This is a genomic window from Candidatus Methylobacter favarea, from assembly GCF_902806695.1.
GTDB classification, from domain to species: Bacteria; Pseudomonadota; Gammaproteobacteria; order Methylococcales; family Methylomonadaceae; genus Methylobacter_B; species Methylobacter_B favarea.
Map to the genome: position 1 here is coordinate 1 of NZ_CADCXN010000092.1, position 24,836 is coordinate 24,836.

General features: G+C 48.9%; 26 protein-coding genes and 2 pseudogenes. 4 read left to right on the top strand and 24 right to left on the bottom strand.

Translation table 11 applies throughout. The annotated features are described in order from the left end of the window. The 13 genes from HUX64_RS14840 to HUX64_RS14900 form a co-directional block, all read right to left on the bottom strand. Positions 1-1,744 (bottom strand): CHAT domain-containing protein (locus HUX64_RS14840; protein ID WP_174627001.1); only part of this gene is annotated, 1,744 nt, incomplete at its 3' end. Between the two features lie 82 nt (positions 1,745-1,826). Then, positions 1,827-2,288 carry a hypothetical protein gene (locus HUX64_RS14845; protein ID WP_174627002.1) on the bottom strand — a complete coding sequence of 154 codons (462 nt, stop codon included), beginning with the start codon at positions 2,286-2,288 and terminating at the stop codon, positions 1,827-1,829. Beyond that, complete coding sequence (locus tag HUX64_RS14850; RefSeq protein ID WP_174627003.1) at positions 2,281-3,135, bottom strand: helix-turn-helix domain-containing protein; 855 nt, start codon at positions 3,133-3,135, stop codon at positions 2,281-2,283. Before HUX64_RS14850 ends, HUX64_RS14845 begins: the two co-directional genes overlap by 8 nt. Then, positions 3,107-3,826: a C39 family peptidase gene (locus HUX64_RS14855; protein ID WP_174627004.1), complete on the bottom strand. Its 720-nt coding sequence runs from the start codon at positions 3,824-3,826 to the stop codon at positions 3,107-3,109. The genes HUX64_RS14850 and HUX64_RS14855 overlap by 29 nt, the downstream gene beginning before the upstream one ends. 217 nt (positions 3,827-4,043) lie before the next feature. After that, a complete protein-coding gene (locus HUX64_RS14860) occupies positions 4,044-4,403 on the bottom strand; it encodes a hypothetical protein (protein ID WP_174627005.1) in 360 nt (119 codons plus the stop codon). Positions 4,404-5,281: 878 nt separating this feature from the next. Then, a complete protein-coding gene (locus HUX64_RS14865) occupies positions 5,282-5,674 on the bottom strand; it encodes a type II toxin-antitoxin system VapC family toxin (protein ID WP_217426557.1) in 393 nt (130 codons plus the stop codon). Positions 5,675-5,682: 8 nt separating this feature from the next. Further along, on the bottom strand, positions 5,683-5,979 hold the full coding sequence (locus HUX64_RS14870) for an antitoxin (protein ID WP_174627006.1): 297 nt from the start codon (positions 5,977-5,979) through the stop codon (positions 5,683-5,685). Between the two features lie 761 nt (positions 5,980-6,740). Then, a complete protein-coding gene (locus tag HUX64_RS14875) occupies positions 6,741-7,112 on the bottom strand; it encodes a hypothetical protein (protein WP_174627007.1) in 372 nt (123 codons plus the stop codon). 675 nt (positions 7,113-7,787) lie between these two features. Continuing rightward, positions 7,788-8,165, bottom strand: coding sequence for a type II toxin-antitoxin system VapC family toxin (locus HUX64_RS14880; protein WP_174627021.1), 378 nt, complete (start codon positions 8,163-8,165; stop codon positions 7,788-7,790). Continuing rightward, entirely contained in the window at positions 8,165-8,398 is a 234-nt protein-coding gene (locus tag HUX64_RS14885) for a type II toxin-antitoxin system Phd/YefM family antitoxin (protein ID WP_174627008.1), read from the bottom strand. Before HUX64_RS14885 ends, HUX64_RS14880 begins: the two co-directional genes overlap by 1 nt. A gap of 90 nt (positions 8,399-8,488) precedes the next feature. After that, positions 8,489-10,945: a two-partner secretion domain-containing protein gene (locus HUX64_RS14890; RefSeq protein ID WP_174627009.1), complete on the bottom strand. Its 2,457-nt coding sequence runs from the start codon at positions 10,943-10,945 to the stop codon at positions 8,489-8,491. Between the two features lie 48 nt (positions 10,946-10,993). Further along, positions 10,994-11,764, bottom strand: a complete 771-nt coding sequence (locus HUX64_RS14895) for a ShlB/FhaC/HecB family hemolysin secretion/activation protein (protein WP_174627022.1) — start codon at positions 11,762-11,764, stop codon at positions 10,994-10,996. Continuing rightward, a complete protein-coding gene (locus HUX64_RS14900) occupies positions 11,765-12,709 on the bottom strand; it encodes a ShlB/FhaC/HecB family hemolysin secretion/activation protein (RefSeq protein WP_174627010.1) in 945 nt (314 codons plus the stop codon). It abuts the gene before it with no gap. Between the two features lie 260 nt (positions 12,710-12,969). Between HUX64_RS14900 and HUX64_RS14905 the strand changes: the two genes are divergently transcribed. Continuing rightward, a complete protein-coding gene (locus tag HUX64_RS14905) occupies positions 12,970-13,677 on the top strand; it encodes a Crp/Fnr family transcriptional regulator (protein ID WP_174627011.1) in 708 nt (235 codons plus the stop codon). A gap of 14 nt (positions 13,678-13,691) precedes the next feature. After that, a complete protein-coding gene (locus HUX64_RS14910; protein WP_174627012.1) occupies positions 13,692-15,599 on the top strand; it encodes a CHASE2 domain-containing protein in 1,908 nt (635 codons plus the stop codon). Between the two features lie 871 nt (positions 15,600-16,470). Here the strand turns inward: HUX64_RS14910 and HUX64_RS14915 are convergent. The 7 genes from HUX64_RS14915 to HUX64_RS14940 all read right to left on the bottom strand — a co-directional run bounded on the left by HUX64_RS14915 (position 16,471) and on the right by HUX64_RS14940 (position 20,706). Further along, on the bottom strand, positions 16,471-16,797 hold the full coding sequence (locus tag HUX64_RS14915) for a helix-turn-helix domain-containing protein (protein WP_174627013.1): 327 nt from the start codon (positions 16,795-16,797) through the stop codon (positions 16,471-16,473). After that, complete coding sequence (locus HUX64_RS19830) at positions 16,794-16,979, bottom strand: type II toxin-antitoxin system RelE/ParE family toxin (protein WP_246247053.1); 186 nt, start codon at positions 16,977-16,979, stop codon at positions 16,794-16,796. The genes HUX64_RS14915 and HUX64_RS19830 overlap by 4 nt, the downstream gene beginning before the upstream one ends. A 7-nt stretch (positions 16,980-16,986) precedes the next feature. Further along, positions 16,987-17,175 (bottom strand): hypothetical protein, encoded by a 189-nt coding sequence (locus tag HUX64_RS19835; RefSeq protein WP_246247054.1) that lies wholly within the window; start codon positions 17,173-17,175, stop codon positions 16,987-16,989. Between the two features lie 79 nt (positions 17,176-17,254). Then, positions 17,255-17,422 (bottom strand): helix-turn-helix domain-containing protein, encoded by a 168-nt coding sequence (locus HUX64_RS14925; protein ID WP_174627014.1) that lies wholly within the window; start codon positions 17,420-17,422, stop codon positions 17,255-17,257. A gap of 86 nt (positions 17,423-17,508) precedes the next feature. Continuing rightward, on the bottom strand, positions 17,509-18,081 hold the full coding sequence (locus HUX64_RS14930; protein ID WP_174627015.1) for a recombinase family protein: 573 nt from the start codon (positions 18,079-18,081) through the stop codon (positions 17,509-17,511). A gap of 225 nt (positions 18,082-18,306) precedes the next feature. Continuing rightward, positions 18,307-19,293 (bottom strand): alpha/beta fold hydrolase, encoded by a 987-nt coding sequence (locus HUX64_RS14935; RefSeq protein WP_174627016.1) that lies wholly within the window; start codon positions 19,291-19,293, stop codon positions 18,307-18,309. A gap of 609 nt (positions 19,294-19,902) precedes the next feature. Further along, entirely contained in the window at positions 19,903-20,706 is an 804-nt protein-coding gene (locus HUX64_RS14940) for a beta-1,6-N-acetylglucosaminyltransferase (RefSeq protein ID WP_174627017.1), read from the bottom strand. Between the two features lie 640 nt (positions 20,707-21,346). On the opposite strand from HUX64_RS14940, the gene HUX64_RS14945 reads away from it, so the two are divergent. Together HUX64_RS14945 and HUX64_RS20505 are read left to right on the top strand one after the other, a co-directional pair. Continuing rightward, entirely contained in the window at positions 21,347-21,538 is a 192-nt protein-coding gene (locus HUX64_RS14945; RefSeq protein WP_174627018.1) for a hypothetical protein, read from the top strand. 50 nt (positions 21,539-21,588) lie between these two features. Continuing rightward, positions 21,589-21,768, top strand: a pseudogene (locus HUX64_RS20505) (DNA methyltransferase); the annotation flags it as partial. 136 nt (positions 21,769-21,904) lie between these two features. Here HUX64_RS20505 and HUX64_RS19325 read toward each other — a convergent pair. The 4 genes and pseudogenes from HUX64_RS19325 to HUX64_RS19845 form a co-directional block, all read right to left on the bottom strand. Continuing rightward, complete coding sequence (locus tag HUX64_RS19325) at positions 21,905-22,312, bottom strand: GlgC family sugar phosphate nucleotidyltransferase (RefSeq protein ID WP_217426558.1); 408 nt, start codon at positions 22,310-22,312, stop codon at positions 21,905-21,907. A gap of 55 nt (positions 22,313-22,367) precedes the next feature. Then, positions 22,368-23,048: pseudogene (locus HUX64_RS19330) on the bottom strand (sugar phosphate nucleotidyltransferase); the annotation flags it as partial. Positions 23,049-23,098: 50 nt separating this feature from the next. Beyond that, a complete protein-coding gene (locus HUX64_RS19840; protein ID WP_343034412.1) occupies positions 23,099-23,773 on the bottom strand; it encodes a cbb3-type cytochrome c oxidase subunit I in 675 nt (224 codons plus the stop codon). 9 nt (positions 23,774-23,782) lie between these two features. Continuing rightward, complete coding sequence (locus tag HUX64_RS19845; RefSeq protein ID WP_425484270.1) at positions 23,783-24,682, bottom strand: hypothetical protein; 900 nt, start codon at positions 24,680-24,682, stop codon at positions 23,783-23,785. Positions 24,683-24,836 lie beyond the last annotated feature (154 nt).

Here is a 24,836-nt window from a genome sequence, read left to right on the forward strand (position 1 = left end):
ACGTATCTGCTATGTTTCTGTTGAATTGCCCATGTGAAGCGATATGGACAATTCGGTAGGGATTTTCCAACAGCTGCCGACTCATATTGCTGACCCGAAAAGACTGATCTTCAAGAACCGTGGCAGGAAACTGCTCGGCGATGCGCCGGATTTCATCCCGGACATTGGGTAGCGCCTGAAAACCTTGGCTGCCTTCACTTAGACCGGCAAGCAATGCCCGTGTATTTTCACGCTGAATAGGATGCGGATCGGTTAGCGTAAGGCCGGGGCTGGTGGCTACGGCATAGCGCCTGACCAAAAAATCCTTGCCGTCGTGGAGCGCAGCTAAAGGAATGGTGCGCAAAGACGCATCGGGCACGAATACCAAGGTCTCGATTCTGTTCTTAACCAAATCAGCAAGCACTGGCTTGATTAACCAGTCGTACAGGGCTTGTGCGTGCGGCAAAAATTCCGGTGTACTACGATTTTCCAGCGTTACACGCAATTGCTCTACCATCTTGCGGACATCAGCACGGTTTCGATACACCGTGTAGCGTTGCAAGCCATTAGGCAAGCTCAATAACAATTCCAGACGGTCTGGCAGCATGATCGGATACAAGGCCGCTGTGCGATCGGCCAAGTGATCAATCCGTGATGCCTTACCCAACCATGCGGCCACACAATCATCATGGTAATAATCTTCAAGCTCCTCCGCTTTGCCATGTTCGATGACATCCCTGACCGCCAGTAATTCAGCTTCTGAAAGCTTTTGTCCTTGCAGCATCAAATCAGCCAGTTCAACATAAAGATCGTCGATGCTACTCGATAAATTCGGCGTTACTGTTGATGTGCGCAATTCCCCGCGTATCGGCTGCAAGGTCGCGACCGCTCGTCGGTAAGCGGCAATCGCCTCGACTCTGGCTCCTTGTTTGGCCAAAATACGCCCCGTTTGCCACTGCCAGCGAAACAAAATGTCGGGTCGGCTGATGGATTGTGCCACGAATTCCGCCCGCCCGGTCAATTCCAGTGCTTCGGCCAAACGGCTTTGGTTCAGGTAGAGAGCCCCGAGATAGCCGTAACCGTAGGCGCGCAAATCATCCAGACTAAGGTTCTCAGCGCTCTTGATCCCTTCAATCAGCGCTTGATAAGACCATTCGGAAGCAGGTTTTATTTGTGTTTTCTCAAAACCGCTTGGTTGCAGAAGATGCCCTATCCCTAATAAAAGCTCCGCCTTTTCACGAGTTTCGGCCAGAGGTTTGATCTGTTCATAAACCGAATGAAGCAAAGCAACGGCACTTTCCCGATGGCCCTGTATAACTTCATTTCTTGCCGCATTGGCATAGGCCCTGGCAGCAATGTTGTGAAGTCTGTTTTCAGCCGCTACCTTCGCGCTTTCCAGATAATCAATCTTCGCGCCATCGAATTGCTCCAGAGCAGATTTAACATTGCCCAGATTAGTGAGTGCTGAAGCCAGCGCAATACTGTTTCCGGATTGGCGAGCTTGCCTGATGGAAGCTTCAAATTTTTCCCGGGCCAAATCGAGCTCTCCGGATTTGAAATAGTCCAGGCCGGTTTGTGCGTTGCGGGTTAACGCACGGAAATCTGATTTATCCAGTTTATCCAATTGTCGGCGCAACGGGGCTTTACTGATGGGCGACGGCTTTTCCGGCTGCGCCGAAACCGCCAAAGCAAGGCCAGGCCGGTATATCAAGAGTAATGAAAGGCCAATAACTATTGCCGAAAAGCTTGTTTGATTAACTCGCATAGACCCTCGCTTACCGGAAATGACCGCCTACTCGTTTAATATTTCTGACTACAGCATGACAATAATAGGTGTTATTCAGTATCTACAAATCGAACGTATAAGGCAAATTCAGGCCTATCGTCACATCTGAACTGTCGCCGTTCAGACCGAAATTCACAAATGGCTCTACGAAAAGCCCTTTCGTCAGGTACGAGGTCAGGCCAAATTGCAGACTGTAAAATTCGCGCGCCGGTAGTGTAAAACCTTCTTGCAAATGACTCCGACTAAAAAATACGCCCGATAGCGAAGTACTGAGCGTTAACGTGTCGTTCAAGGCATAAGCAATACCGGCGGTCGTGTTGAATTGCTCGTCCGCCGTCAATCGAGCGGGCCCGTAGCTTTGGCTGTTGAAAAAGTGACGATAGCCAACATTCAGGAATAACACGGCGGGATCAAAGCTCTTGGTCAATGCCAGACTGCCGCCTACGCCATAGGCTCTTTGATCGGTAGGAATACTGCCGTCGATACTTAAAATGACGCCTGGATAACCTGAACCTTCAGCCAAAGCGGCGTAACGCAGCCCCGTAGTAACAGCGCCCCAGCGTGTTGACGTTTGTGCTTATTTCCTGACTGCCAAAACTCAGCGTTTGCGACTGATGTGACAAGGGTATGCTGCCGAATACCTGAAGATTATTAAATAAGCCATATCGAACGCTGAAATTGGATGAATAAGAATCCGATTTAGACTGCCCCTGAATAACGCTGCTATCCAAAAAATTGACCTGGACGGGTATCAAATCGTTACGATCACTACGGGCATACAGCAAGTCCATTTCCAAGGTCATTTGCCCTGCTTTCAACAATACCGCCTGATCACGCAAGAACACTTCTTCAGCCGTCTTTGTTTTAGGTTTCTCGCCAATGGTTAGCGGCGGTTTTTTATTACTTTTGTCAGCAGGGGCTGTGGTATCCACGCCTCGTCCCGCAGTATTTTCCAATTCAGCTTGAGCCAGCAGCTCCACCGATCTCTTCGAACGGGCCTCAGCAACCGGCTGAGGATCTGGTTTATCCGTGGATTTTTCAACTTCTCTCGTGATCAGCACAGCCCCCACCGGGTCCTTCCCTGCCAACCAGGCCATGACCGCGGTACGGTTGAAGCGCCATTCCCGGCCGAACTTCCGGCCCGGGATCTCCCGGGCGTCAGCCATGCGAATGAGTTCTGCACCGGGTACCCGAAGTAAAGCAGATGCCTCCTGGGCGGTCAACACTTCCGGCGGCGGCGCAATCTCCGCAGCTCCAGCCTGATAAACCATGCCGATTAAAATAGCGGCTAGAATAGAGCAAATAGCGGGGATTTTCCGGTTGTTTTTATTCATGGTCTGGTTACCGTAGGAGTTCTGGAAATCGGGCATAGGGATTGCCAACATTAAGCATTTGGCGGGTGGTCAGTACTTCAGGCTGAGCAACTCCGCGCACCTTGAGCTTCAAGGGATAATCTTCCTGCCAGCCGTGTTTCGCTTCCACGACGAAAATAATCCCTGTGCCTTTTTCGTCCAGCCATTCGTCGAGAAACCGGTAGCCTGGCATGCGTACATTTCCCTGGGACGGGTCGGCCAGAAATACCCGGTCGCCATGGATGCCGCGCAAGACGGCGAAATGCTTGTAACCGCGCGGCTGGATGAATACGATGACGGGGCCCTTGAGTTTGGCCAGATATTCTGGCAGCATGCGAAATCCCGCCGATTTATGCCCCCGCAGCAGCGCCACCTTTTGCAAATCAGCCAGGGAAAAACCCTCCTTTTTTTTCAGCTTCTCCTGGTCTTTCGGCAGAGAATTCATCAATTGCAGCAGAATTTCCGCTTCGGATGCCTTATCGCCCACGCCGTAAGTCAATAAAGTCGCCAAAGCGCCTGCCCCGCAGGAATAATCAAAACCCTGTTTGACGACATTTTCATCGCGCAGGACTTTGACGGATTTTAAAGGTTTGAAGATGCGGGTATTTTGGCCGATATTGATCGTGGTGACGGGCGATTGTCCCGTGCAGCCTGACAAGCCCAGGACGGCGAAAACTGTCGTAATGAGAAATAGGATAAAGCTATTCATAGCATTCCACAGATTATCCATTCAATTAATGTATTGATCAGTATACCCTGCGTTTGTATGCGGGACGTAATTTGCAGCTTGCATCCCTGATATTTCAAAACACCTTAAGCTAAACTTTGCAGCTCATGTAAAGCAGCAAAAAGGTTGCGGACGGGTTTTTACAAAACCCGTCCGGCTTGATATTAATGGGTCCCCAGCATGTGCTCAATTAAAATCATCACCTAGGGTAAAATGCGGAAGCCGCCCCTAGCAAATTATTCAACATCCCAGTTGTTCCTCCTTGCAGAAAACCCTGAAACTGTAAATTTGCGACCTGACCCTGATAGAGGTTGTAGAGAGGAAAGAAGCGGCTATTGAAGACTGCCGGGTTGTAAAATCCATTATATGCCCCGAGAGGTGATGAGTAGGCAACATTAGAAAAGAAAGGATTGTAGTATTTTCCTTCGACCTTATCCATTTCTCCTTGCGACATTGCCTCCGCCGGAATACCTTCCATCGTAGCTAATTCCCCCGCCATCGTCGAACCCATTACCGCCATAGAAATAGCCAGACCTGCAATTAATGATTTAGTTTTCATGATCGTTCTCCAAAATTGTGCAGTTATATGAAATTTGCCTTTGAGGGCGATGTCATTAAATCGAATTTTCGAACTGACGGGTTATGATCTGCATCACAGGCCGATAGATTCTTTTTCTTGCCATCAACCCTGAATTTTCCTTAAAAAATAGATTTCCTTGAAGGCGTGACTATTTACTCATTCATTTCACGAATGACCTATGAGCTGGATCACAAGGGAGATAATTTTTAGGTTGGGAGCGCTGGAGGAGAATACTGTCGACTTAAACAGTCAAAATCCCTGCCAGAGAGTTGTGTGAGGGAAAAATAAAACAAAAAAGCCATTTGATATCTCCTCATCCCGATCTTCTCCCTCTGGAGGAGGGTGAATAGTAAGCGGAGATAAAGGCTAAAAACTTGTATGCATAGATTAGCTCTGATGGAGAAAGAGGCCGTGTTATTAAGTCAACAGCATTGGCATCGGGAAATGAGGGGTTAAACAACCATTTCCCATTGGGCCTATCGTCATTCCGGGGCTCGATGGGCTCAGTTCATGCCATTCGGCACCGGTGATGTTTGCATATTGGTTTTCATGATTCAAATACCTTTGCAATTCAGAACATAGGATGCAGCTCACCTATCCTGTGCCGGACAGGAGTTATAAATGTTTAGAATAGTGATTGATACCCATGTCATTATCGTAGCGATGGGGCGGCTATAAAGTCAGAGTTGTGCAGCGTGGCGGCAAGACAGGATGGATTGTTGGCATGTACATTAGTCAAATTGTTTTTATCAATTTTCCATATAAATTAATAACTTAGGTTTATAGCTTAACTTACCGGCATTGGTTGCAAGGCCCCGTCCAGCTTAAATGCCCGGACTTCCTCTTCATAGTTAACGCTAAACCCAATTGGTCAATAGTAACGGAGCCTTGATTCGCTCGTAATGGCGGTGATTGTTGGTAACCAGGACAGCGGCGGACGACAAGGCATGCGCTGCGATCATCATATCCAATTCACCGATCGGTTGCCCCGTGCTGACCAGTTGATGGCGGATTTCCGCGTACCAGTCGGCCGCCTCTGAATCCCAAGGCAATACGCGAATAATTTTCAGGAACTGGCGCACCGCCAAGTGCAGGCGATGGTCGGCGGGCAAACGTTTGAGGCCGTATTGCAATTCCGCCCGGGTCATGACCGAAATACAGACATCCGACGGCACCAGTTCCGCCAGTTTGACTTCAATGGCAGGCGACCTTCCCTTGATCAGATAGCTTGTGGTGTCAGTATCGAGCATGTGTAGCATCACGAATGGCCTTCCCGGTTTTGCCCAGTAATTTCGTCATCAAAGAGGCCTTGTTCCTGGCGTAGCACATTCATCGGGCGCTCAGCCATAAAATCGGCGGGCGCGTCAATGGCATGCAGCAATTCGAAAAACTCGTGCCAAATTTTGGCTCCCGGCCGGTTTGATAGCACCACATCACCGGTTGCGTCATCCCGCGTCACATAAACCTCATCACTTTCAAAACGGAACTCAACCGGAAGCCGGACGGCTTGACTAGCGCCGTTTTTAAATAATTTCGCAATCCGTGTTTCTTTCATACAACAGCTCCTGGCATCGAAAAAAGTATATCAATAAGTATATACTTTTTCGCAAATCAAGGAATTTCTTAATTCTGTTGACATTTTATCCGAACAAGGCTGAGAATCCCGATGCTCCAGGCGCCGCTGTCGATTGAATTCGGCTAGATTTAGAACGTTCCGGAGTGAACTATGGACAAGAATTAATGCTTTTGATGCTCCCTGAGGAGGATTTGCCTATATCGAATCATAAGGTGCTACAAAAAAGCCTTCACCAGGAGCCGGTGCAACTGTATTGCTGACTTTCATGGCCAGACTGCTCATACCGGCGTTATAAAGCGCTTCGCATTGGGCCTTGAATAAAGTCTAAGGATCAAGGAATTTGGCGATCAGGGTCGCGATTTTGCCAATCATATTGGTGTCGGGCGAAGTGATCACTACTTGCGGGTGTTTTGGCCAAGATTGATTGTGGTGACAGGCGATTGTCCCGTGCAGCCTGACAAGCCCAAGACGGCGAAAACTGTGGTAATGAGAAATAGTATAAAGCTATTCATGGCATTTCACGCAGATTATCCATTCAATTAATCTATTGATCAGTATACCTTGGTTTTTATGCGGGACGGAATTTGCAGCTTGCATCCCTGATATTTCAAAACACCTTAAGCTAAACTTTGCAGCTCATGTAAAGTAGCAAAAAAGTTGCGGACGGGTTTTTACAAAACCCGTCCGGCTTGATATTAATGGGCTAGTATAAAATCGTGTACCTAACCTACATGACTATCCTACTGAAGCCGTTGCTGATAAGTTCCTTGACGGGTTGGGCTGATGTACTCCGTAGGACTGAATAATCGTTGGTTAATAAAACCCTTCGCAGTGCTTCCCATTGATTTACCGTACTGTTGTAAATTTGGTTTGGTTTGACGCTGACCAAGGTAGGCGCCCGTAGTCCATTGCCAAACGTGGCCGAAATTATTTACCCAAAGCCATCCGTAGTTCGGGTTAAATTCAAAAAACTTACCTTCGACCTTATCCATTTCCCCCTGCGACATTGCCTCCGCCGGAATACCTTCCATCGTAGCTAATTCCCCCGCCATCGTGGAACCCATCACCGCCATAGAAATAGCCAGACCTGCAATTAATGATTTAGTTTTCATGATCGTTCTCCAAAATAAGTTAGTTACGTTCGGTTTGCCTTTGAGGGCGATGCCATTAAATCGAATTTCCGGACTGTCCGGTTATGATCTGCATCACCAGCCCATTAAATTTTTTCTTCTTGCTATCAACCCTGAATTTTCCTTAAAAAATAGATTTCTTTGAAGGCGTGACTATTTACTCATTCATTACAAGATTGACCTATGAGCTGGATCACAAGCGAGATAATTTTTTATGGTGAAAACCCAAGCTTATTTCCGGATTTACCTTAAGGATGCTGAAAAGTTGGTGCAAAAAGAAAAAATATTCATTGCACAAATTGATTGCGTCCGTGTCAGGCGAAAAAATGGCCGCACTGATGACCGGGGATTATCTTGCCTTACGTGCCAAGCGCGGTAATCGTGAAGTTTTAAGTCCGTGTTGGATCAAGCCTGTGATGGTAAACCTAGTGAAGGTGATCGGCTGATTTAGGAGGATGAAACCATGCCTCAAAATTAATGCCGTTAAGTTAAGGAAACAGTCCCTTCTCCCTCTGGGAGAAGGCCAGGATAAGGGGGGATTAGAATCAAGCATTTATACCCCTAACTCTCACAGGGGGAAGGGTATTTATAGAGATTTCCTAAAGGCATCCGAAAAATAAAGCGTTGCATCCCAAAATGCGTTCCTCATGATAGCCGTTATTTCCTGATAATAAGCACATCATCGAGATAATCCTGAAAGGCTGTATCGTAAGTAACAATGCACAATGTTTCGTACTTTGACTGGGCGATCAGCAAGCGGTCAAAAGGGTCTTTATGATGAGAACCCAATTCAAACAGGGCTTGAGCATGGTATGGCGTGATATTCAGCCACTGAAAGCCCTGCGCTTCAATGTCTTCGGCAATATGAACAGAAGGCAAAGGCATTTTGCCAAGGCTGTTTTTTATGGCCATTTCCCATACCGAAACGGAACTGACCAGCGCACCTTCGGTCTGAATTCGTTGGATGGCTGGAAGGTCTTTAATCTCCCCCATCAACCAGTCATAAACAATGCAGGTGTCAAGCAGAAGGCGCATCACTCGCCAGCAAACAGACGTTCGACTGCCGCATTAGTTTTAGATGAATTCCATTCGTCGGCATAGGCAACCTTGCCTTGCCAAGCACCGGGAGCGGCTATTTTAGGTGCTGTATATTTGACAATTTTGGCGACTGGCTCGCCGTTGCGCGCGATGATCACTTCTTCATCCCGCTCGGCGGCAACGATCAGGCTGGATAAGCGATTTTTAGCTTCGAGTATATTGACTTGCATAAAGAATCCTTATTGGTTAGCTAATGATAGCCAAGCATAAGCTGTTCAATTATTGTTGTCAACGGGATAACGATTCAGCCATAGAATAGGTTAGGGACATGGGGTGTAATTTTTGGTGTGATTTACAGAAGTCTTGCCTGAATCTGAATCGGGTTCATATGATGCGATAAAGTAGCCTTCTCCGGGGGCAGCGCCCGCCGTGTTACTGACTTTAACCACCAGGCTGCTCAATCCGGCGTTATAACGCGCTTCGCATTGGGCCTTGAATAAAGTCGAAGGATCAAGGAATTTGGCGGTCAGGGTCGCGATTTTGCCAATCATGTTGGTATCGGGCGAAGTGATCACTACTTGCCCATCGACTCCGAATTGGGAAGAGGCGTCCACGATACTGTCAGGCGAGGCGATAAATTGATCGGCAACAATACGGATGTTGCCGCCAGGCCCGCCGAAGGCATTAGCAATGATTTTACTGTTATCAAGAATTACGAAAATTGGATCGATAGTAATATTACCTCCTTTTCCTGTACTGCTTTGTACCGATGCGGTAATGGCACTGTCGATCAGAAAAACCAGGTCACGGGCGCGCACATCGATATTGCCGCCATCAGCTTGAATGGCTTCGGTTTCGATCGTACTGCCGCTTTTTAAATTCAGGTTGTCCACTTCGCGGATGATTATATTGCCTGCTTTTCCAAGGCTGCGAGCTCCGCTAAAAGCGCTTATGGTGCCTTGATTTCTAAGTTCGATTGTTTTTGCCGATACAGAAATATTCCCGGCATCGCCACGACCGATTTGCCCGGCGCTGAAAATGCCACTTCGAAAATTTGGAATGAGAGCGTCATAACCGGAGATGGAAAGAGTGTTAGCCACAGTGGCAAAAATATCGCCGCCCTTACCTGTACCATCCCTATTCCCCTGGATCAGGTTATTTTTCATGGTATTTCCAATACCCGCGAATATTTGTGCGCCATTGCTCAGCGTAAGGTTACCGGCTTTTACGTTAAGTAAACCGGCATCTGCTGTGCCCAGTGTCCGAGTCAGTATCCGGGCGCTACCGTCCATAGTAAGAGCGCCATCCGCCGTTACAGAGACGCTGCCGCCGGGACCTGTATCATTTGTAACGCTAAATATACCTGTTTGGTTTTGATCTTCCCCCATGGGGCCTGAGATATTGATATCGCCATGGGAGATAACCGTCAGCGTTCCGCCCTTGCCAGTACTGTATGTACTGGTATCGATTTGAGCGCCATTGCTCAGCTTTAAACCAGTGGCTTTAATATCTATGCCTCCACTGCTCCCTGCGCCAAAGGTTGAGGCCGCCGTATACGAATTATCCATGACCAGCTCCCCCGCCCTGATAAACACAGCGCCTCCATCACCCCTGCTATTCCTAAAGGTTTCGGCATTAATTAGTGCTCCATTTTTCAAATCCAGGAAGTCGGCCGTTACTTTCAGAAAGCCTGCATTCCCGTCACCGTGAACTTGAGAAAAAAAACCTGAAGCCGAGTCATTTCCACCGATGAGCGATATATTTGTAGCAGCAATATTCAAGTTGCCTCCTTGCCCGCTGCCGTAACTGCTGGTATCGATTTGAGCGCCATTGCTCAGCTTTAAACTGTTGGCTTTAATATCTATGCCCCCGCCGTTCCCGGCGCCAAAGGTTAAGGCCGCCACATACGAATTATCCATGACCAACTCCCCCGCTCTGATAAACACAGCGCCTCCGGCCTCCCCGCTGGTATTAATAGCTGATTTTCTATCCAATACACCTTGAATCTCGATTTTTCCAAGCCGGTCGAAAGATGCTGTGTCTAATCCGTCAGGCTTTATCGTTACTTCACCCGCAGACGCGACGCTGGCAATATTGATTCGTCCTCCCGGGGCTTGAAGGCGAGATTCAACTGGCGTTCCAAGAAATTTACCTCCTGTAATCGTAATGTCCCCGCCAATGACAGAAAGAGTCTTGCCCTCAGGTACTGTGACTCCAGAGCCGCTTCCCTCAAAGTTGATCGGAGCCGGTTGTTTACCTCCCAAAAACCCAAAAGCCTCCGGAGCCGCTGTCGTTAGCACTGGCGCCGAAGCTTGATCGGCACCGAAGATGGAACCGTCTGCGAATTTTAGATAGTTGGCCGTGCTGACATGAAAGGAACCGGTCACATTGATTGAGGCCTGCTCACCGAAAATAACGCCCGCAGGATTAAGGAACCAGAAATTCGCACCTGGAATGAAGGAATTAAATGCGCCGTTAATATTAGAGGGCGTTCCCCCGGTGACCCGTGAAATTACGTTATCGATTATTGCGGGGCTGAAATTGACAACAAAATTGGCACTCTCGGCGGCAGGAATACTGAATTTACTGAAACTGTGAAAAAGATTCGAGCCAACAATTCGGCCATCGCTGCTATCAATAAAATGGTCGTTCCCGAAACGGGCAGCGTCACGAACTACATTCGGCCCTATGGTTCCGTCAAATTGGATCTCAGCACGACAGATATCTGCTGTAAAACAGGCAGCGAGAAAGTATCCTGTAAATCGGAAAATTGACACGAGTCTGCTAGGTACCTTGACCATTATTTTCACCCACCTAAAAATCTTTCAAAAAAATTGCCCACTCACCTTAAAATGAAACCCATAATCCTGCGGATCATTATCCGGATTATTGACGTTAATCAGTCCTTTCCCCCAATAAACATGGCTATGGAGGCGCCGGTCCGGTTCCCAGATGACGCCCAGGCCAATGCTGACGAGCAAATCTTGGGAGTTAGCCGTATTATCGTCGGTATTCCAGGCTCCACCTACATCGGCGAACGGCGCGACAAAGAATTTGTTCGGGCCGAAAAAATTGTTGAACAGCGGCTGGCGGTATTCCAGCGATGACGAAAAGCCCCAGTCGCGCACGATCTGATTTTCCCGGTAACCGCGCACGCTGTTGGCCCCGCCGATCTGGAATTTTTCCAGCGGCAGCAAAGGATCGTCAGTCAGTTGCACATCGGCGCGCCAGATGATTTGGCCTGATCTTACATGCCGCGCCCATTGCAGTTGCCCCAGCCAGGAGAAAAAACGGCCATCGGGCGCATGTTGATTGATCGTCGCGTCCAGCGCATCGATGCCGATGTTAAAGATCGAGCGGACCGCGAACACTTGTTCGGTGCTGCGATGCAGCCATTCCTGGCCGATACGGATGACCGTAACACTGCTTTCGCCATTCTGTACACCGGGTGAAAACGAAAACGGCAGGCCGAGCAGAAAAGTATTGCTGCGCCGTCGTTCCAGGGTAACCGTTCCTGAGAGGCTTTGTCCGGGTAAGCGGTAGAAAGGATGGCTTAGGCTGACCCCATAGGATTCGCTATTGCTGGTAACGTCGATTTAATTGAAAGGTACTTCGACAATGTCGGAGTCATAATGTGAATACCAGGCATGAAGGGTGGTGTCATAGCGGTTAACGGGCAGCCAGTAATCCAAACCGTAACCGGTCAAGCCTTCGGCAAAGCGACCCTGGGCGCTGAAAACATCGCCATGACCGGTCAGGTTGCGGTGCGCAGCATAGGCCGTGCCCTGATAACTGCCGATGCTGGGGGCGATCTGATTGTCGAAGACCAGTCCGAGCTGGTAAGGCGCTTTTTCTTTAAGCAGGGTTTTGAGGATCGCCAGCCCCGGTTGCGCTCCGGGTCGAAGGTCCGCATTAATACGCTCGATGAGCGGATTTTCCAGCAATAACTGGAGGTTTTCCTGTAAACGGTTAATTTGAAGCGGATATTGGGCTCCCAGTCCGATACGATCTTTCAGGTAACTTTCACGAAAATGCTGCCTGCCTTCAATTTCGATGCGCTCCAATCGGCCCTCTATGAGACGTATGTCGATAATGCCGTCTTTGACGTTCTGATCCGGAATCACCGCGCCCGAGTTGATGTAACCACGGTCGACATAGTAGCGCGTCAGCTCGTACCTAAGCTGCTGCAACTCCTGATTGGAAATGTGACGGTTTTTATAGGGGGACGTTAACCGTTCCAGATCGGATGGAGGAAAAATCGTGTTGCCCTGCAGTCGTATCATGCGGCAATAGACCCGAAGCCGATGGGAGAGCGGCTGACTTTCAGGACTGGGAGAAGGCAGCGCTGGAAGCTGAAAAACAGGGAGATTCTTGTCTTCGGGGGGCAGAGGCCGATCACTGCGATTTCTCTCCAGAAGATCGCTGCCTAGCGATCTTGCATGGCCCGAGGAAGTCCCTACCGGTTGCGCGAATACGGACGTATTCAGCAACGCTACAGTCAGCCAGGTTGCCAGTGGCCATTTGAGAGTATGAGCGGGCATAATGGACAGGTGAGCTCCTTATTTTGAATTGTTAGCCCGGCTTCCTGTAGGCGCTTATTTAGCCTGGTTACAACGAGTTATTATAGGGTTATGAATTTATCGTATACTTTTGGTTTCAGCAATTATTTTTCCATGATATAGGCCAAGCAAAACAACTGGGTATGACTGGCGTGCACTAGTACTCTATCGTAGCGATTTAGTGCAGCCATAGCCCGGTTAAAATTATAATTCCAGGAAAAACCTGAAGGGTATGCCCGACTATGCAGAAACAACTTCATATTAACAAGCGTGAAATTTTATCGCGGCATTTTCTTTTTCGGCAATTAATGCCTACGGAAATTGATCATATCCTGGCTCTTGCCGTGGAACGTCATTTTCAAAATGGGCAATCGCTTTTTATCAAAGGCGATGAAGGCTCCAGCATGATGATTGTGATCGAAGGCAAGGTGATCATCAGCGCGACTTCTGAAGATGGAAAGGAAATTACACTCAACTATATCGGACCGGGCGGGATACTGGGGGAAATTGCATTACTCGATGGCAAGTGCCGTTCCGCCAATGCCACGGCGGTGGGGGCGTGTACAGTGATTTATATCCACCGTTCGGAATTCATCCCTTTTCTCAGATTGAATTCGGATGTGGCTATACAGCTCCTGATGGTGCTTTGCGAGAAGCTCAGGAATACCAGTGATATGCTGGAAAACGTCGGGCTATTGTCAGTACCCGCGCGTCTGGCTAAGTTGATTGTCAAACTGGCAACGAGCAATAATGCGCCTATTAGTCCCGGTTGCACCCTTCGATTGAATTTATCGCAGCAGAAGATGGGCAATCTGATCGGCGCTTCACGGGAAACCGTCAACCGAACCTTGGCCCAATGGCAAATGGACGGCTTGATCTGCCTGCAACAACAACAGCTCACCCTCATCAAGCCCAAGGAGTTGATCTGGCTTTCGGAAACCGTGCTTTAAACCGAGACATGAAAATGAGCACTGACGCATCGGGCATCCCGATTTATGCTTATTTTTTTATTGGGATTGTGGCTTTTCTGGCTGTCATACCGCTTAATTATCTAGGGGGATTTTTCCAAAACCTGGAACTGTCAGCTTATGACCGGATGCTAAGTCTCCAATCGGCAGCTCCCTATAATCCTCCCATTACCCTGATTACCATCACTGACGACGATCTTATCCGACTGCAGCGCAGCGCTATACCCGACGGCACATTGTTCGATATTCTGATTAAACTCATCGCATATCATCCTCGCGCTATCGGGGTGGATCTTTATCGAGACATACCGCTTCCACCCCATACTGACAAACTGGAAGAGCTGTTGAAAGAACACAGCGAAATTATCGTTGCACGAAAATATGGCGATGCGGCGTCAGGCGGCATATCTCCGCCCGCTTATCTGCTCAATCCGGATCAGGCCGGCTGCACCGACTTGCCTATTGATAGTGACAACAGCATAAGACGAGCATTGATTTATCTCGGGGATAATGAAATTTGCTATAGTCTGGGTTACCTGCTCGCCTTACGCTATCTGGCATATGAAGGTATATCTGCATTAGGTGATGCCGACCAGCCGGATAGCCTGCGTTTGGGCAGAAGCAGTCTGCCTCGTTTACGGTCCAACGATGGCGGTTATCAGAATATGGATGACAAGGGCTACCAAATTTTGCTCGATTTCCAGTATCAACCCACGGCATTCCCCACTTATTCCCTGGGTGACGCTTTGGATAACCGCATGGCAGCTGCCGATCTAGAAGGTAAAATTGTTCTTATTGGCTCCGTTGCCGAAAGTAGCAGGGACTTTTTTTCCATTCCGGGCTTGTCTCAGGATGCTATCAGTCAAAAAACAGCGGGCGTTAAAATGCACGGGTTGTTAGCCGATCAGTTAGTGAGAGCTGCTCTTTATGGACATCAACCTTTCCGGACAGTCCCTGAATGGCTGGAATGGTTATGGATTTGGTTTTGCTGTATGGCGGGTGTTCTAATCGGCCGCCGCCAATACCCTTTGCAATTTTTCGTTCTGGTTCAGGCGTTAGGGCTTGTTGGTGGGGCCGGTACGGTTTATAGCCTGTTCCGCACCGGTATCTGGATACCAATGGTACCCTCCTCTTTGGGCTGGCTTTTCTCCACAACCTTCACAACTGCCTGGCTCGCCCATCGCGAACATCAGCAGCGGGATGCTTTGATGAGCCTTTTCGCTCGTCATGTCAGTAGCCCTATCGCCAACGAAATATGGCAGCATCGAGGAGAAATTTTAAAAGATGGAATACTAACACCGCAACGGATGACGGCTACGGTGTTTTTTTCCGATCTTGTCAATTTCACTCATATTGCCGAAAACTTGGATCCCAAAATTTTTATCGTCTGGATCAACGAATATCTTGATGCCATGACATCAATCATTAGCAGCCATGATGGAGTGATTATCCGCTTCATGGGCGATGGCATTATGGCCGCATTTGGCGTTCCCCTGCCACGGACAAGCGCTGCTTTGATAACGTCGGATGCGACTCGCGCGGTATCCTGTGCATTGGCCATTCAGGATAAGCTGATCCACTTGAATCAAAATTGGGCAGCGAGAAACCTTCCTGTCGTTACCATGCGCATCGGTCTTAATACCGGACCTTTGCTCGCAGGTAGTTTAGGCAATAAGGAACGTCTGGAATACACCATACATGGGGATACGGTAAACACCGCCGCACGCTTGGAAAGCTATGATAAAGAAGGCTTGGCAGCCGACTATTTTGTATCGCCGTGCCGTATCCTGATCAGCGCAACCACGGAACAGCACTTGAGTCCGGCGTTTTACCGCACCTCGCTTGGAAGCGTTGCTCTAAAGGGGAAAAACAAATGCATAGAAGTTTTTCGCTTGGAGTCTTGACTGCCTAATTAATGTTAGGCCCTGAGCTTGTGTAGCTCGACAAGTGTCTGTTTTTATAACACATTAATTGTAAAGCTTGATCATCTTTAATGGCCTTGGGGTTTGCTGTGCCAATACATAGCAAAAGGCAGCAAAATATTTTAAACGGCAATACCTACGTGTAGTGGCTCGCGTTTTAAAATGGCCGGCCTTGGCATAACGGACTAGCGGGAGCATTTAAACGGAAACCTGCGGTTTCACAAAACAGAAAACTATAGGGTAATAAAAAACCATAAGCCGAGATTCCCATGATCAGCAATAGCTTGTCTGACTACTGCCCGAGCGGTGTAGGAGTATCTTATTAATTAGCCTTAAAATTAAACCATAACCGTAAGTTTCTGCACCGATGCTCCCGCTAGTCCTTAAAGCTGGTTTTTCTGGCTCTCCCTGTAAGCTTTCAAACTGCTTTGATAACGCCTCTCCGCCCGGTCGTTGGCTTTGTTCGCTATGCGCTTCAATGGTTGCAAGTCCTGGCTGTCCAGTGGTTCACGTAATGTCCGGCTGTACAGGTGCGCCGCAAATTGCGCCGCTTGCGCTTCAAGTGTATCGAGCTTGTGTTGTTCTTCATTGGTTATGGCTTGGCCTTTTTGTCGATCTCGTGCGTTTGGTTTTTTGACAGGTCAAAAGTTATCCCCAACCTGGCTTTGATTTTATGAGACGGTTAAAAGAAGGATATAAATAAGGTTAAAAGGATAAGGACTTTTTGTTGACTTTTTTCATTAACTAACTCAATTATTTAAGTCGTATTTTTGACCGCGACTCGCCCCCTATAACTACCGTCTGCACACTCTAATACCACAACATACCACTACCCCCCTATAACTACCGCTTTTTATAAGAGCTGTGGGCTGCCAATATCGTGCTGACGTGGCCGAAAGGTGACACTGACCTCAACATCTTCGTCAAGTTTACCGAGAATGCCAATCATGCGGTCGAGCGTGAACCGGCGAAGCTGGGCGTTGCGGATACGGGAAAATTCGGAGTGTGAAACTCCCGTCTGCTTTTCCGCTTCGCGGCTCGTGAGGCTGCGATCATCAAGGATACTGATGATTTTTGCCGCAATAATGGCGCGGGCTTGTTCAAGTCCAGCGTTTGGATGTCCGAAGTCGGTAAAGACGTTGCCGCTGCCGCGCACTAATTCCATATCGTCGTTTTTCATTTTAATGCCTCCCTCAAGTTCTTGAGTCGATCACGGATAAGGTCAACCTCCATTTGTGGGGTTTTGATCCCTGACTTTGATTTCTTCTGAAAGGCGTGGATGACCCATATTTCCGCACCTGTTTTGACGGCGTAGAGCGCCCGGAATGCATCCCCGCGATATTTGAGCGCAATCTCGAACACGCCGCCGTCAACCCCCTTGAACGGCTTCGCCTTGTCCGATTTGCCGCCCTCGGCGGCAAATCGTCAGTGCGTCAAGGATGTCGCTCTGCACGGCTTCGGAAAATTCCTCCAAGCCTTTACGCGCCGCCTTGAGCCACGAAATGGGTCGGGTATTTCTCATCAGGCGTATGTTGGCAAATCTGTCAACAGTTTGCAAGCGGAAATTTACCTTTCTCTATATATTTGAAGGTATAGAAACCGTCTAACACCGAAGGTTTTATAGATAGGAGCGCCTGTTAATTCTTCAAAGCCCTGTAAAGCGTTGCCTTATGCACATTCAAGAGCGCGGCCACGTCCTGCGCCCGTTCGCCTGTGTCGATCTGCTGCCGTGCGTGTTTGATCTGGGCGGGGGTGAGTTTCGGTTTGCGGCCAAACTTAATGCCGCGCTTTTGGGCTTCTTTCACTCCGGCGCAAGTGCGCTCCTGTGATTTTTCTAAATCGCTGTCAACGGATTGTCAAAGCCGATGTCACCGGTAAGCTTGGGCTTCCCTTAGTTGCTGTCAGCAGGTGTGATATAGGTGCCGATTGCGCGGTATAAAGTAGCATGATGGCAGTTGAGCATGCGGGCAACTTCTCGCACGGAAGTTCCCTCCGAACTGAGACGGTGACCGAGTGCTATTTGTTCAGCGCTGAGTTTTGGCGGCCTTCCGAATCGTATGCCCTTGCTTTTGGCAGCAAGTCTACCAGCAGTAGTCCGTTCAGCAATAAGCGAACGCTCAAATTCAGCAATCCCGGAAAAGACAGTCAAGACCATCTTACCTGAAGGTGAGGTCGTATCTGCCCAAGGTTCGCCAAGTGACCGTAAGCCAACACCGGCACGATTTAGAATCTCCGCCAACTCCAACAGATCCCGCGTCGCAAGGGCCAGCCTATCCAGACGGGTCGCCACGAGCACATCGCCTTCACGCATATGATCGAGCAACTTATTTAATTCCGGTCTTGCACGTTTGGCTCCGGATATTTTTTCTTCGTAGATACGTTGGCAACCAGCAGCGCGAAGCGCCGAACGCTGGTTGTCGAGGTGCTGGTCATCGGTCGATACACGGGTATAACCTATCAACATCGTATAACTCCAAAAGAATGTCGCAAAAATGTATCATAAATGAAGGCTTTTGCACCATAGTTTTGCGACACGGTAAAGCTTGATTCTGCCTATGCCTATTTTGTTGTCGCAAAACTTACCCTTTGCACAACAAAAGTCTGGCCGGACAAAGTAAATAAAGTTGCTTTAATTAACCTGTCGGGCGATCTTGAGGAGAGGGTCCGGGTTATCTTCACCCGGTATGCTTCAGCCATCGGCAAAAGCCATCTCAATTGCCTTCATAACATCACTGGGAACCACTTGGTGAATCATGTGGCCGACTTCTGGCTTGAGCACTAATTTGCTGTGGGGAATCTCTTCATGCAACCGCTCCGAATGCAGTTTTGAAAGCGCAAGCAAGTCGCCTGAACCCGCCATAATGATAATCGGCATCTGCAGTTCTTTATACCGGTTTCCAAGGCGGCTGGCTTCAGGGATCATCATCACGCCATCGCTGGCGCTTGCCCGCAGCTGGGAAGGCCGCATAGTCATCCAGACAGGAAACGCGCGTTTGAAATGCGCTGGCTCACTGGAAGGGCTGAAGAGTTTGCGTACTGCCAGCGGCCAGACAAGCCGTCCAACAATGGGCGAAATAGTGTACCGGATAAACTGGCCAAGCAAAGGGATTGCCATGGGTGCGGATAACACAACATCCAGCCGAGGCATGGGATAGTAATAACCCGATAGCAATACTAGGCTGCGTACATAGTCGGGCTGCTCAAGGGCCATCGACAAGGCGACTAGCGTACCCCAGGAGTGCCCCACAACAACCGGCTGTTCCACACCCAGTAAGACTAATGCCCTGTGCAGCAACTGTGCCTGTGCCGTTGCATCCCACCTTCGATTATTTGGACGCTCGCTATAACCATAACCTGGGCGATCAAAGACGATAACCCTGTTCGTTTTTGCGGCACGTCCAATTAGCGTACTGATTTCATAATCCTCCGCCATGGTGCCATTGCCATGGATGAGAACCAGAGGTTCGCCGGCCCCCTCATCGAAGTAATGCAGTCGCACGCCATCGACTTCGATAAACTTGCCTTGGGGGGGGTGCTCCTGCTCCACCTGTTTAGTCTTGTATTTCACGACTATGGCCATTGCTGACAAGGCAAGACAAGTAGTAATCAGTATGGGGGCGCGCTTCTGTGCGGCTTGTTTAACTTTCTGGACGTAATGATGAGATTCATAGTTCATTGCATGCTCCAAGGGTGAGATGTTGTGGCGAGAAGGCGTCACAAAAGAAGTAAGCGAACAGTAGAATATAGTGCGCTGCACTGTCACGTCAGTATACGAGTTACTAGCATTGCAAAAAGCTTGTGATGTGTCAACGCTTTTCCGGACACATGGTTAAGCAGCTTTTTGCTGCAATTCGTAGTCTACGTGTAGCAACCCGCAATTAAAACCCGTAAACCAGCAATCAGCGCAATTTTTGACCGGAATTAACTCAACTGACGCGACACCCCTGCTTAGGTTATCTGTAAATGAGCTTGCACTTATCCGCTTCGGCTTGCATTCCATTATCGCGGACTCAATTAAAATGAGAATATAAAATCTCTCTGATCTCGTCTCATTAGGGTTTAGGCTTTCGAGCAGAAACGTCTCATAAACTTAAATTTAACCCTATTGATAAACTAAATTTGTCTCAATCGCTGTGTCTCGCATGAGTGTACTTTAATGGTACGCTGGCGGCACCCGGCCTAAAAGAGACGATCAAGAATTTCCAGGGAATGGCGGGTAAAAGCCAGAAAGCAGCCATTCAACGATCAAGCTCACCTGCCGCCATGGAGCCTGGCGGAATTGCGGTCAGGTGCAGCGCTTTGTTACCCGGTCCTCCTTTTCGCTTATGAGTTGATCAAGCCATAGGACTATCTCCTCTGCCTCATCTGAAAACTTCCTGGCAAACAGAATTTCCCCTGTGCCATATAAATCGTCCAACGTCATAGATGCAGTGGCCGTCAAGAACTCAAGGTGTATTTTCGTTAAGTATGCCGGATTCGCTCCACCACCACTCCAATCTGCATAAGTCAGGTTCCGCTGCGTTCTTGCCTTGTAAGGCGAGTTACCTATGATCGTTTGGAAGAACGACTCATCAGGACAAACTGTGTGCTTAAAGAAGTTCACTACTTGGGGTTTGTTGTCCACGAAGCTCTGGATATATTCACAGGCTTCACGCGATAGCGCCCACCACTCGCTTCCGCCATGCGGAACGAGGTTCCGAAGATGTGATTTGTAGTCCCGATCCACCGAGCTGACCCCAGTAGTGACTAGCAGCTTTCGCATAATCCTGGCTATCTGTGAGTCGCCCGGAGATGGCTTGTAGGTGGTAAGTCGAGAGATTGGTTTTCCTACTGCTTCGCAGGGCATCTGGACTATGTTTATAAATTCTTTACCCCTGTTGCTTGCGAAGAAACTCTCGATATACGACACGGGCTGTAGTGGATAATCGGTACCACTAAGAAGTACAAAATAGTCAAAGCGACGCTGTTCAGCGAGAGCCAGGCGAAGAAGAATGAGGATAGCCTCAACTTGCGAGAAATCACCCCAATAAACGGGGATTCTTTCTTGAGAGACGTAGACGTTCTCCCCCGTTGAGGTTCGAAAAATCACCCAGGCTCGACTTACGGTCGATGTGAATAAAGAAGGCGGACAAGCTAGAGGAGAGGGCTCTAATCAGCCGTTGCAAATGCTTGGGATTGTTGTGAGCGAGAATGAGATAAGCGATTTTCACCTTAATCCTCCTTTGCCGGCAAACAAATTACTATCTGGGCCTGTAATTTACACTTGAACTGTCTGGGTTGCCAACTAAAGTATAGTGAAAAAGACGAAGAACTTGATTTACCAGGCGGGATAGCCTGCACAATTTTCACGATAAACAGGTCTGGATAACTTCACTACCTGTCTTGGCAACTGACTTGCCCAAGCAACTCAGCAGCTGGCCGCTATACGGCTAATTATTGCCATTCAAAAAAGCCGAGCGAAAGACTGCGAGGGATCGGGAGAGAACCCTAGACCTGTAATGTAAGCAACCTGGCTCATAGAAATATCGTCACATTGGTTTATCGGCTATTGCACATTTTCGCACGAATCCTTACGCCTAGCCGAATAGCCTGTATTTTCTTATTTGCACACAATGTGAGCCCTGAGCGATGTTTGCAGGCTATTGGCAAATAATGTGGGCCCACTGGCATTTAATTCGGGTCGAAGGTGTCGGCTATTCGCAAATAATTCGGGCCGAAAATGCCGATGTTTGCAAGCCGCTTCAGGTATGGGAGCTCAACGGTTATTTGCCAATCGACACGCGAAAATAGCATGGTTCGGCAAAACGGATAAATACTTTTTTGATCTGGATACAGTACGCGAACCTTTCGATGAGGTAATTAAAAAAGCCTACATGAAGGATAAAAGGCTTTGTCCAGAAAGCGTTGAAAAAGGGCAGTAATTCAACACATGTATGGCAAATGCCTCGCCTAAGGTCATTCAAAAGAACGCGCTGGACACCCAACACAAAAGCCGAGAGTGTTTATTCGACGATTGATTAAGGCATTATCATTTCCCGGTTCTACTGTTTTAGATTTTATCGCTGGCAGTGATGTAAGAACACGAGTAGCAATTGACGAGAAACGTCATAGTATTGCCTCCGATTTGTCACCTACTTGCACGAATATCTAGAGCAACAGCTAAAGGATATAAACAAGGGCGCATATTGCCACTGATGACAATTAATCCCCGATGCGCTAACATGCGCCAAGCAAAAATCGCCCAAGAGAATTGAATCCCTCCCCGCCTGCCTGACTCAGCGTGACAGTCAATACACTCGGATTTGTCCTCGCTTACCTTTAGGTACGACTACAATCCCGGATGGGCTAATAGGATAGCGTTGCCGATCAGTTGTGGGGTCATAGCCGATTACAGTGGCCGGTTCGATGAGATTATATCGGCCAATGATGGCATTGCGAAGGCGGGAGCCACTGCCTATGAAGCTGTAGTCCATGATGATGCAATCTTCAATATCGACGTCGCACTCGATCATTACCTCATACCGGATCACCGAATTACGAATATTGCCCCCATTAATAATACTTCCTCCACCAATAATGCAGTTTCGAATTTCGCCGCTAATAATCCTGGCTTCCGGCCCGAAATAGTGATCAGAATAAATGGGCCAATCGGGATTGAAGGTATCGAACCGCGGCTCCAGTCCAAGCATGTCCATATGGGCTGCATGATAGACATCAATGTTGCCAATATCGCGCCAATAAGAAGGTTCTTCATAAGTTTTGACGCCTGGTATTCGGTTGGAGGTGAAAGCATAAGTAAGTGTAGACCTTGTGCGTACGAATCAGTCTGGGTAGTACATCATGGCCGAAATCTTTTTCTCCTCGAGCATGAGCTTCCTTCAAAGCATCAATGAGCACCTGGGTCTTAAACAGGTAATTACCCATGGAGGAAAAACAATGTTGCGGATCGCCAGGAATAGGCTTGGGTTGCGCGGGTTTTTCCTGAAAATCAATGATTCGGAACGAACTATCAGGAGTGATGATGCCAAAGTTATGACCCTGATTCAATGGCACAGGCAAGGCTGCCACCGTCATATCGGCCTCATGGTCCAAATGAAACTGAACCATTTGGTTAATGTCCATGCGATAGATATGATCGGCACCAAAGACTGCCACTATGTCGGGGCGGTGATGTTCTATCAACCCCAGGTTCTGGTAGACGGCGTCAGCAGTGCCCTGGAACCATTCCGGGCCACCGCGCATTTGGGCAGGCACGACAGTTACGAAGTGGTCCGCAATGATATTCGAAACCGACCATGCCCGTCGTATGTGCTCGATCAGTGATTGGGATTTGTACTGAACCAGCAAATAGATCGATTGGATTTCGGGGTTAACCAGATTGCTGAGCACAAAATCGACGATGCGGTAACGTCCGCCGAAGGGAACTGCTGGCTTTGAACGCTCTGCCGGTCGCTCCCGGCGAAGTTAAGGCTGCGCGCGTGTCAGTATCCATGCTGGACTACATCCCAGACTTGTAACACTCCACTGGGGAACAAGCTCATCATTAACATCAGAGCTAGGCCAACGTTGATGCCCCAAAATCCGACCTTAACGTATTTCTCGATGTCGACCCAGCGTGTATCGGTGCTGGTCTGGCGCAAAACGAAGACCATCAGCGCCAGCGCCAGCATACCGAATACGCCCATCATAGCGGCATGACCATGGTTGGGGGTTAGTTGGGTACCGGCTTCATAGTAGCTGACGATAGGCAAGTTGATTAGAAAGCCGAAAATGCCTGCGCCGACGAAGTTCCAGAAGCCGACAGCCATCAAAAAGTAGAACGTCCATTTATGCGGTATGGCGACTGATTTGCCACAAACATCGCAGTCTGCACGTGTAGTGCGGACAAAATCCCAGGCGTCCAGGGTTAGTAGTGTCAGCGGCACCACTTCCAGCACCGAGACCATGGCCGACAATGCCATGTTGACGCTGCTCTGTCCAGTAAAATACCAGTGATGGCCAGTGCCGATCACGCCACCGGCGAAATACAGGATGGCATCGAGGTAAATCACTCGAAGCGCAACGTTGCGCTGGGTAAGACCCAGTTGATAAAACATCAGCGCCACCATGGTGGTTGCAAAGAATTCAAAGAAACCTTCGACCCATAAATGAATGATCCAAAAGCGCTAGGTATCGACCACGGTGAAATTGGTCTTGGCGCCGAAGAAGAGTGCCGGAATGTAGAACACCGGAATCGCCAGGGAAGCCAGCAGGAACAGACTGACCAGAAGCTTCGTTGAGGGCTCACTTAATATATGTGGCTGCACCAGCTTCACTAATATCGCAAACCACACCAGTAGACCGACGATAAGCAGGTACTGCCACAGACGGCCGAGTTCCAGGTATTCCCAGCGCTGGTTGCCAAGCCAGAACCACCATTGACCCAGCATTTGCGAGATACCCGCCCATTCCCCTAACAGGCTGCCGCCTATAACCACGATGAAAGCACCGAACAGTAGATGAACCCAGCCCGCGAACCAGCCTGGTTCATCCTTGCGCAGCGAACGGCCGAGAAACAAGGCCGCGGCAACATAGGCGGTAGCGATCCAAAAAACCGCCGTTTGCAGATGCCAGGTGCGCATCAGATTGCTGGGAAATAGTCCCTCTAGTTGGAAGCCGTAAAAACTGCCCGGATCCGCTCGATAGTGCGCCACCGCGCCCCCCACCAAAGTCTGCATAAGAAATAGTAGCGCCATCACCACGAAGAATTTCACCAGTGCTAGCTGGCCGGCGCTGGCTTGACCAGGCAACAGATGAGGGTGCACATGCTGCCTGGTGCTAATCCAGCCAAGGTAATCGAACTTGCCGAACATTAACAGTACGATTGCAATACCTGCCAGCAGCACGATAAGACTCAGCGCACTCCACAACAGTGCGCCGGGTATCGGCGTATTACCAACGCTGGGGTCGTATGGAAAATTGTTGGTGTAGGAGTAATTTTCACCGGGACGGTTGGTCATCGAGGCCCACGCCGTCCATGTGATGAATGCGGTAAACTGGTGCAATTCAGTCGGATCGCTGATCAGTCCGCGCTAGAGTCCGCCATTACGTGCGGGGGTTCCCTTGTTTTCAGTACAATAATGCACGGTTGATAGATAACCCCCCTGTATCCTTAGAAAGAGCGTTCCTGTAGCTCATAGATTGCCGGTTTCGTTTGAGCAATAGTGATGTTTTCGGCGC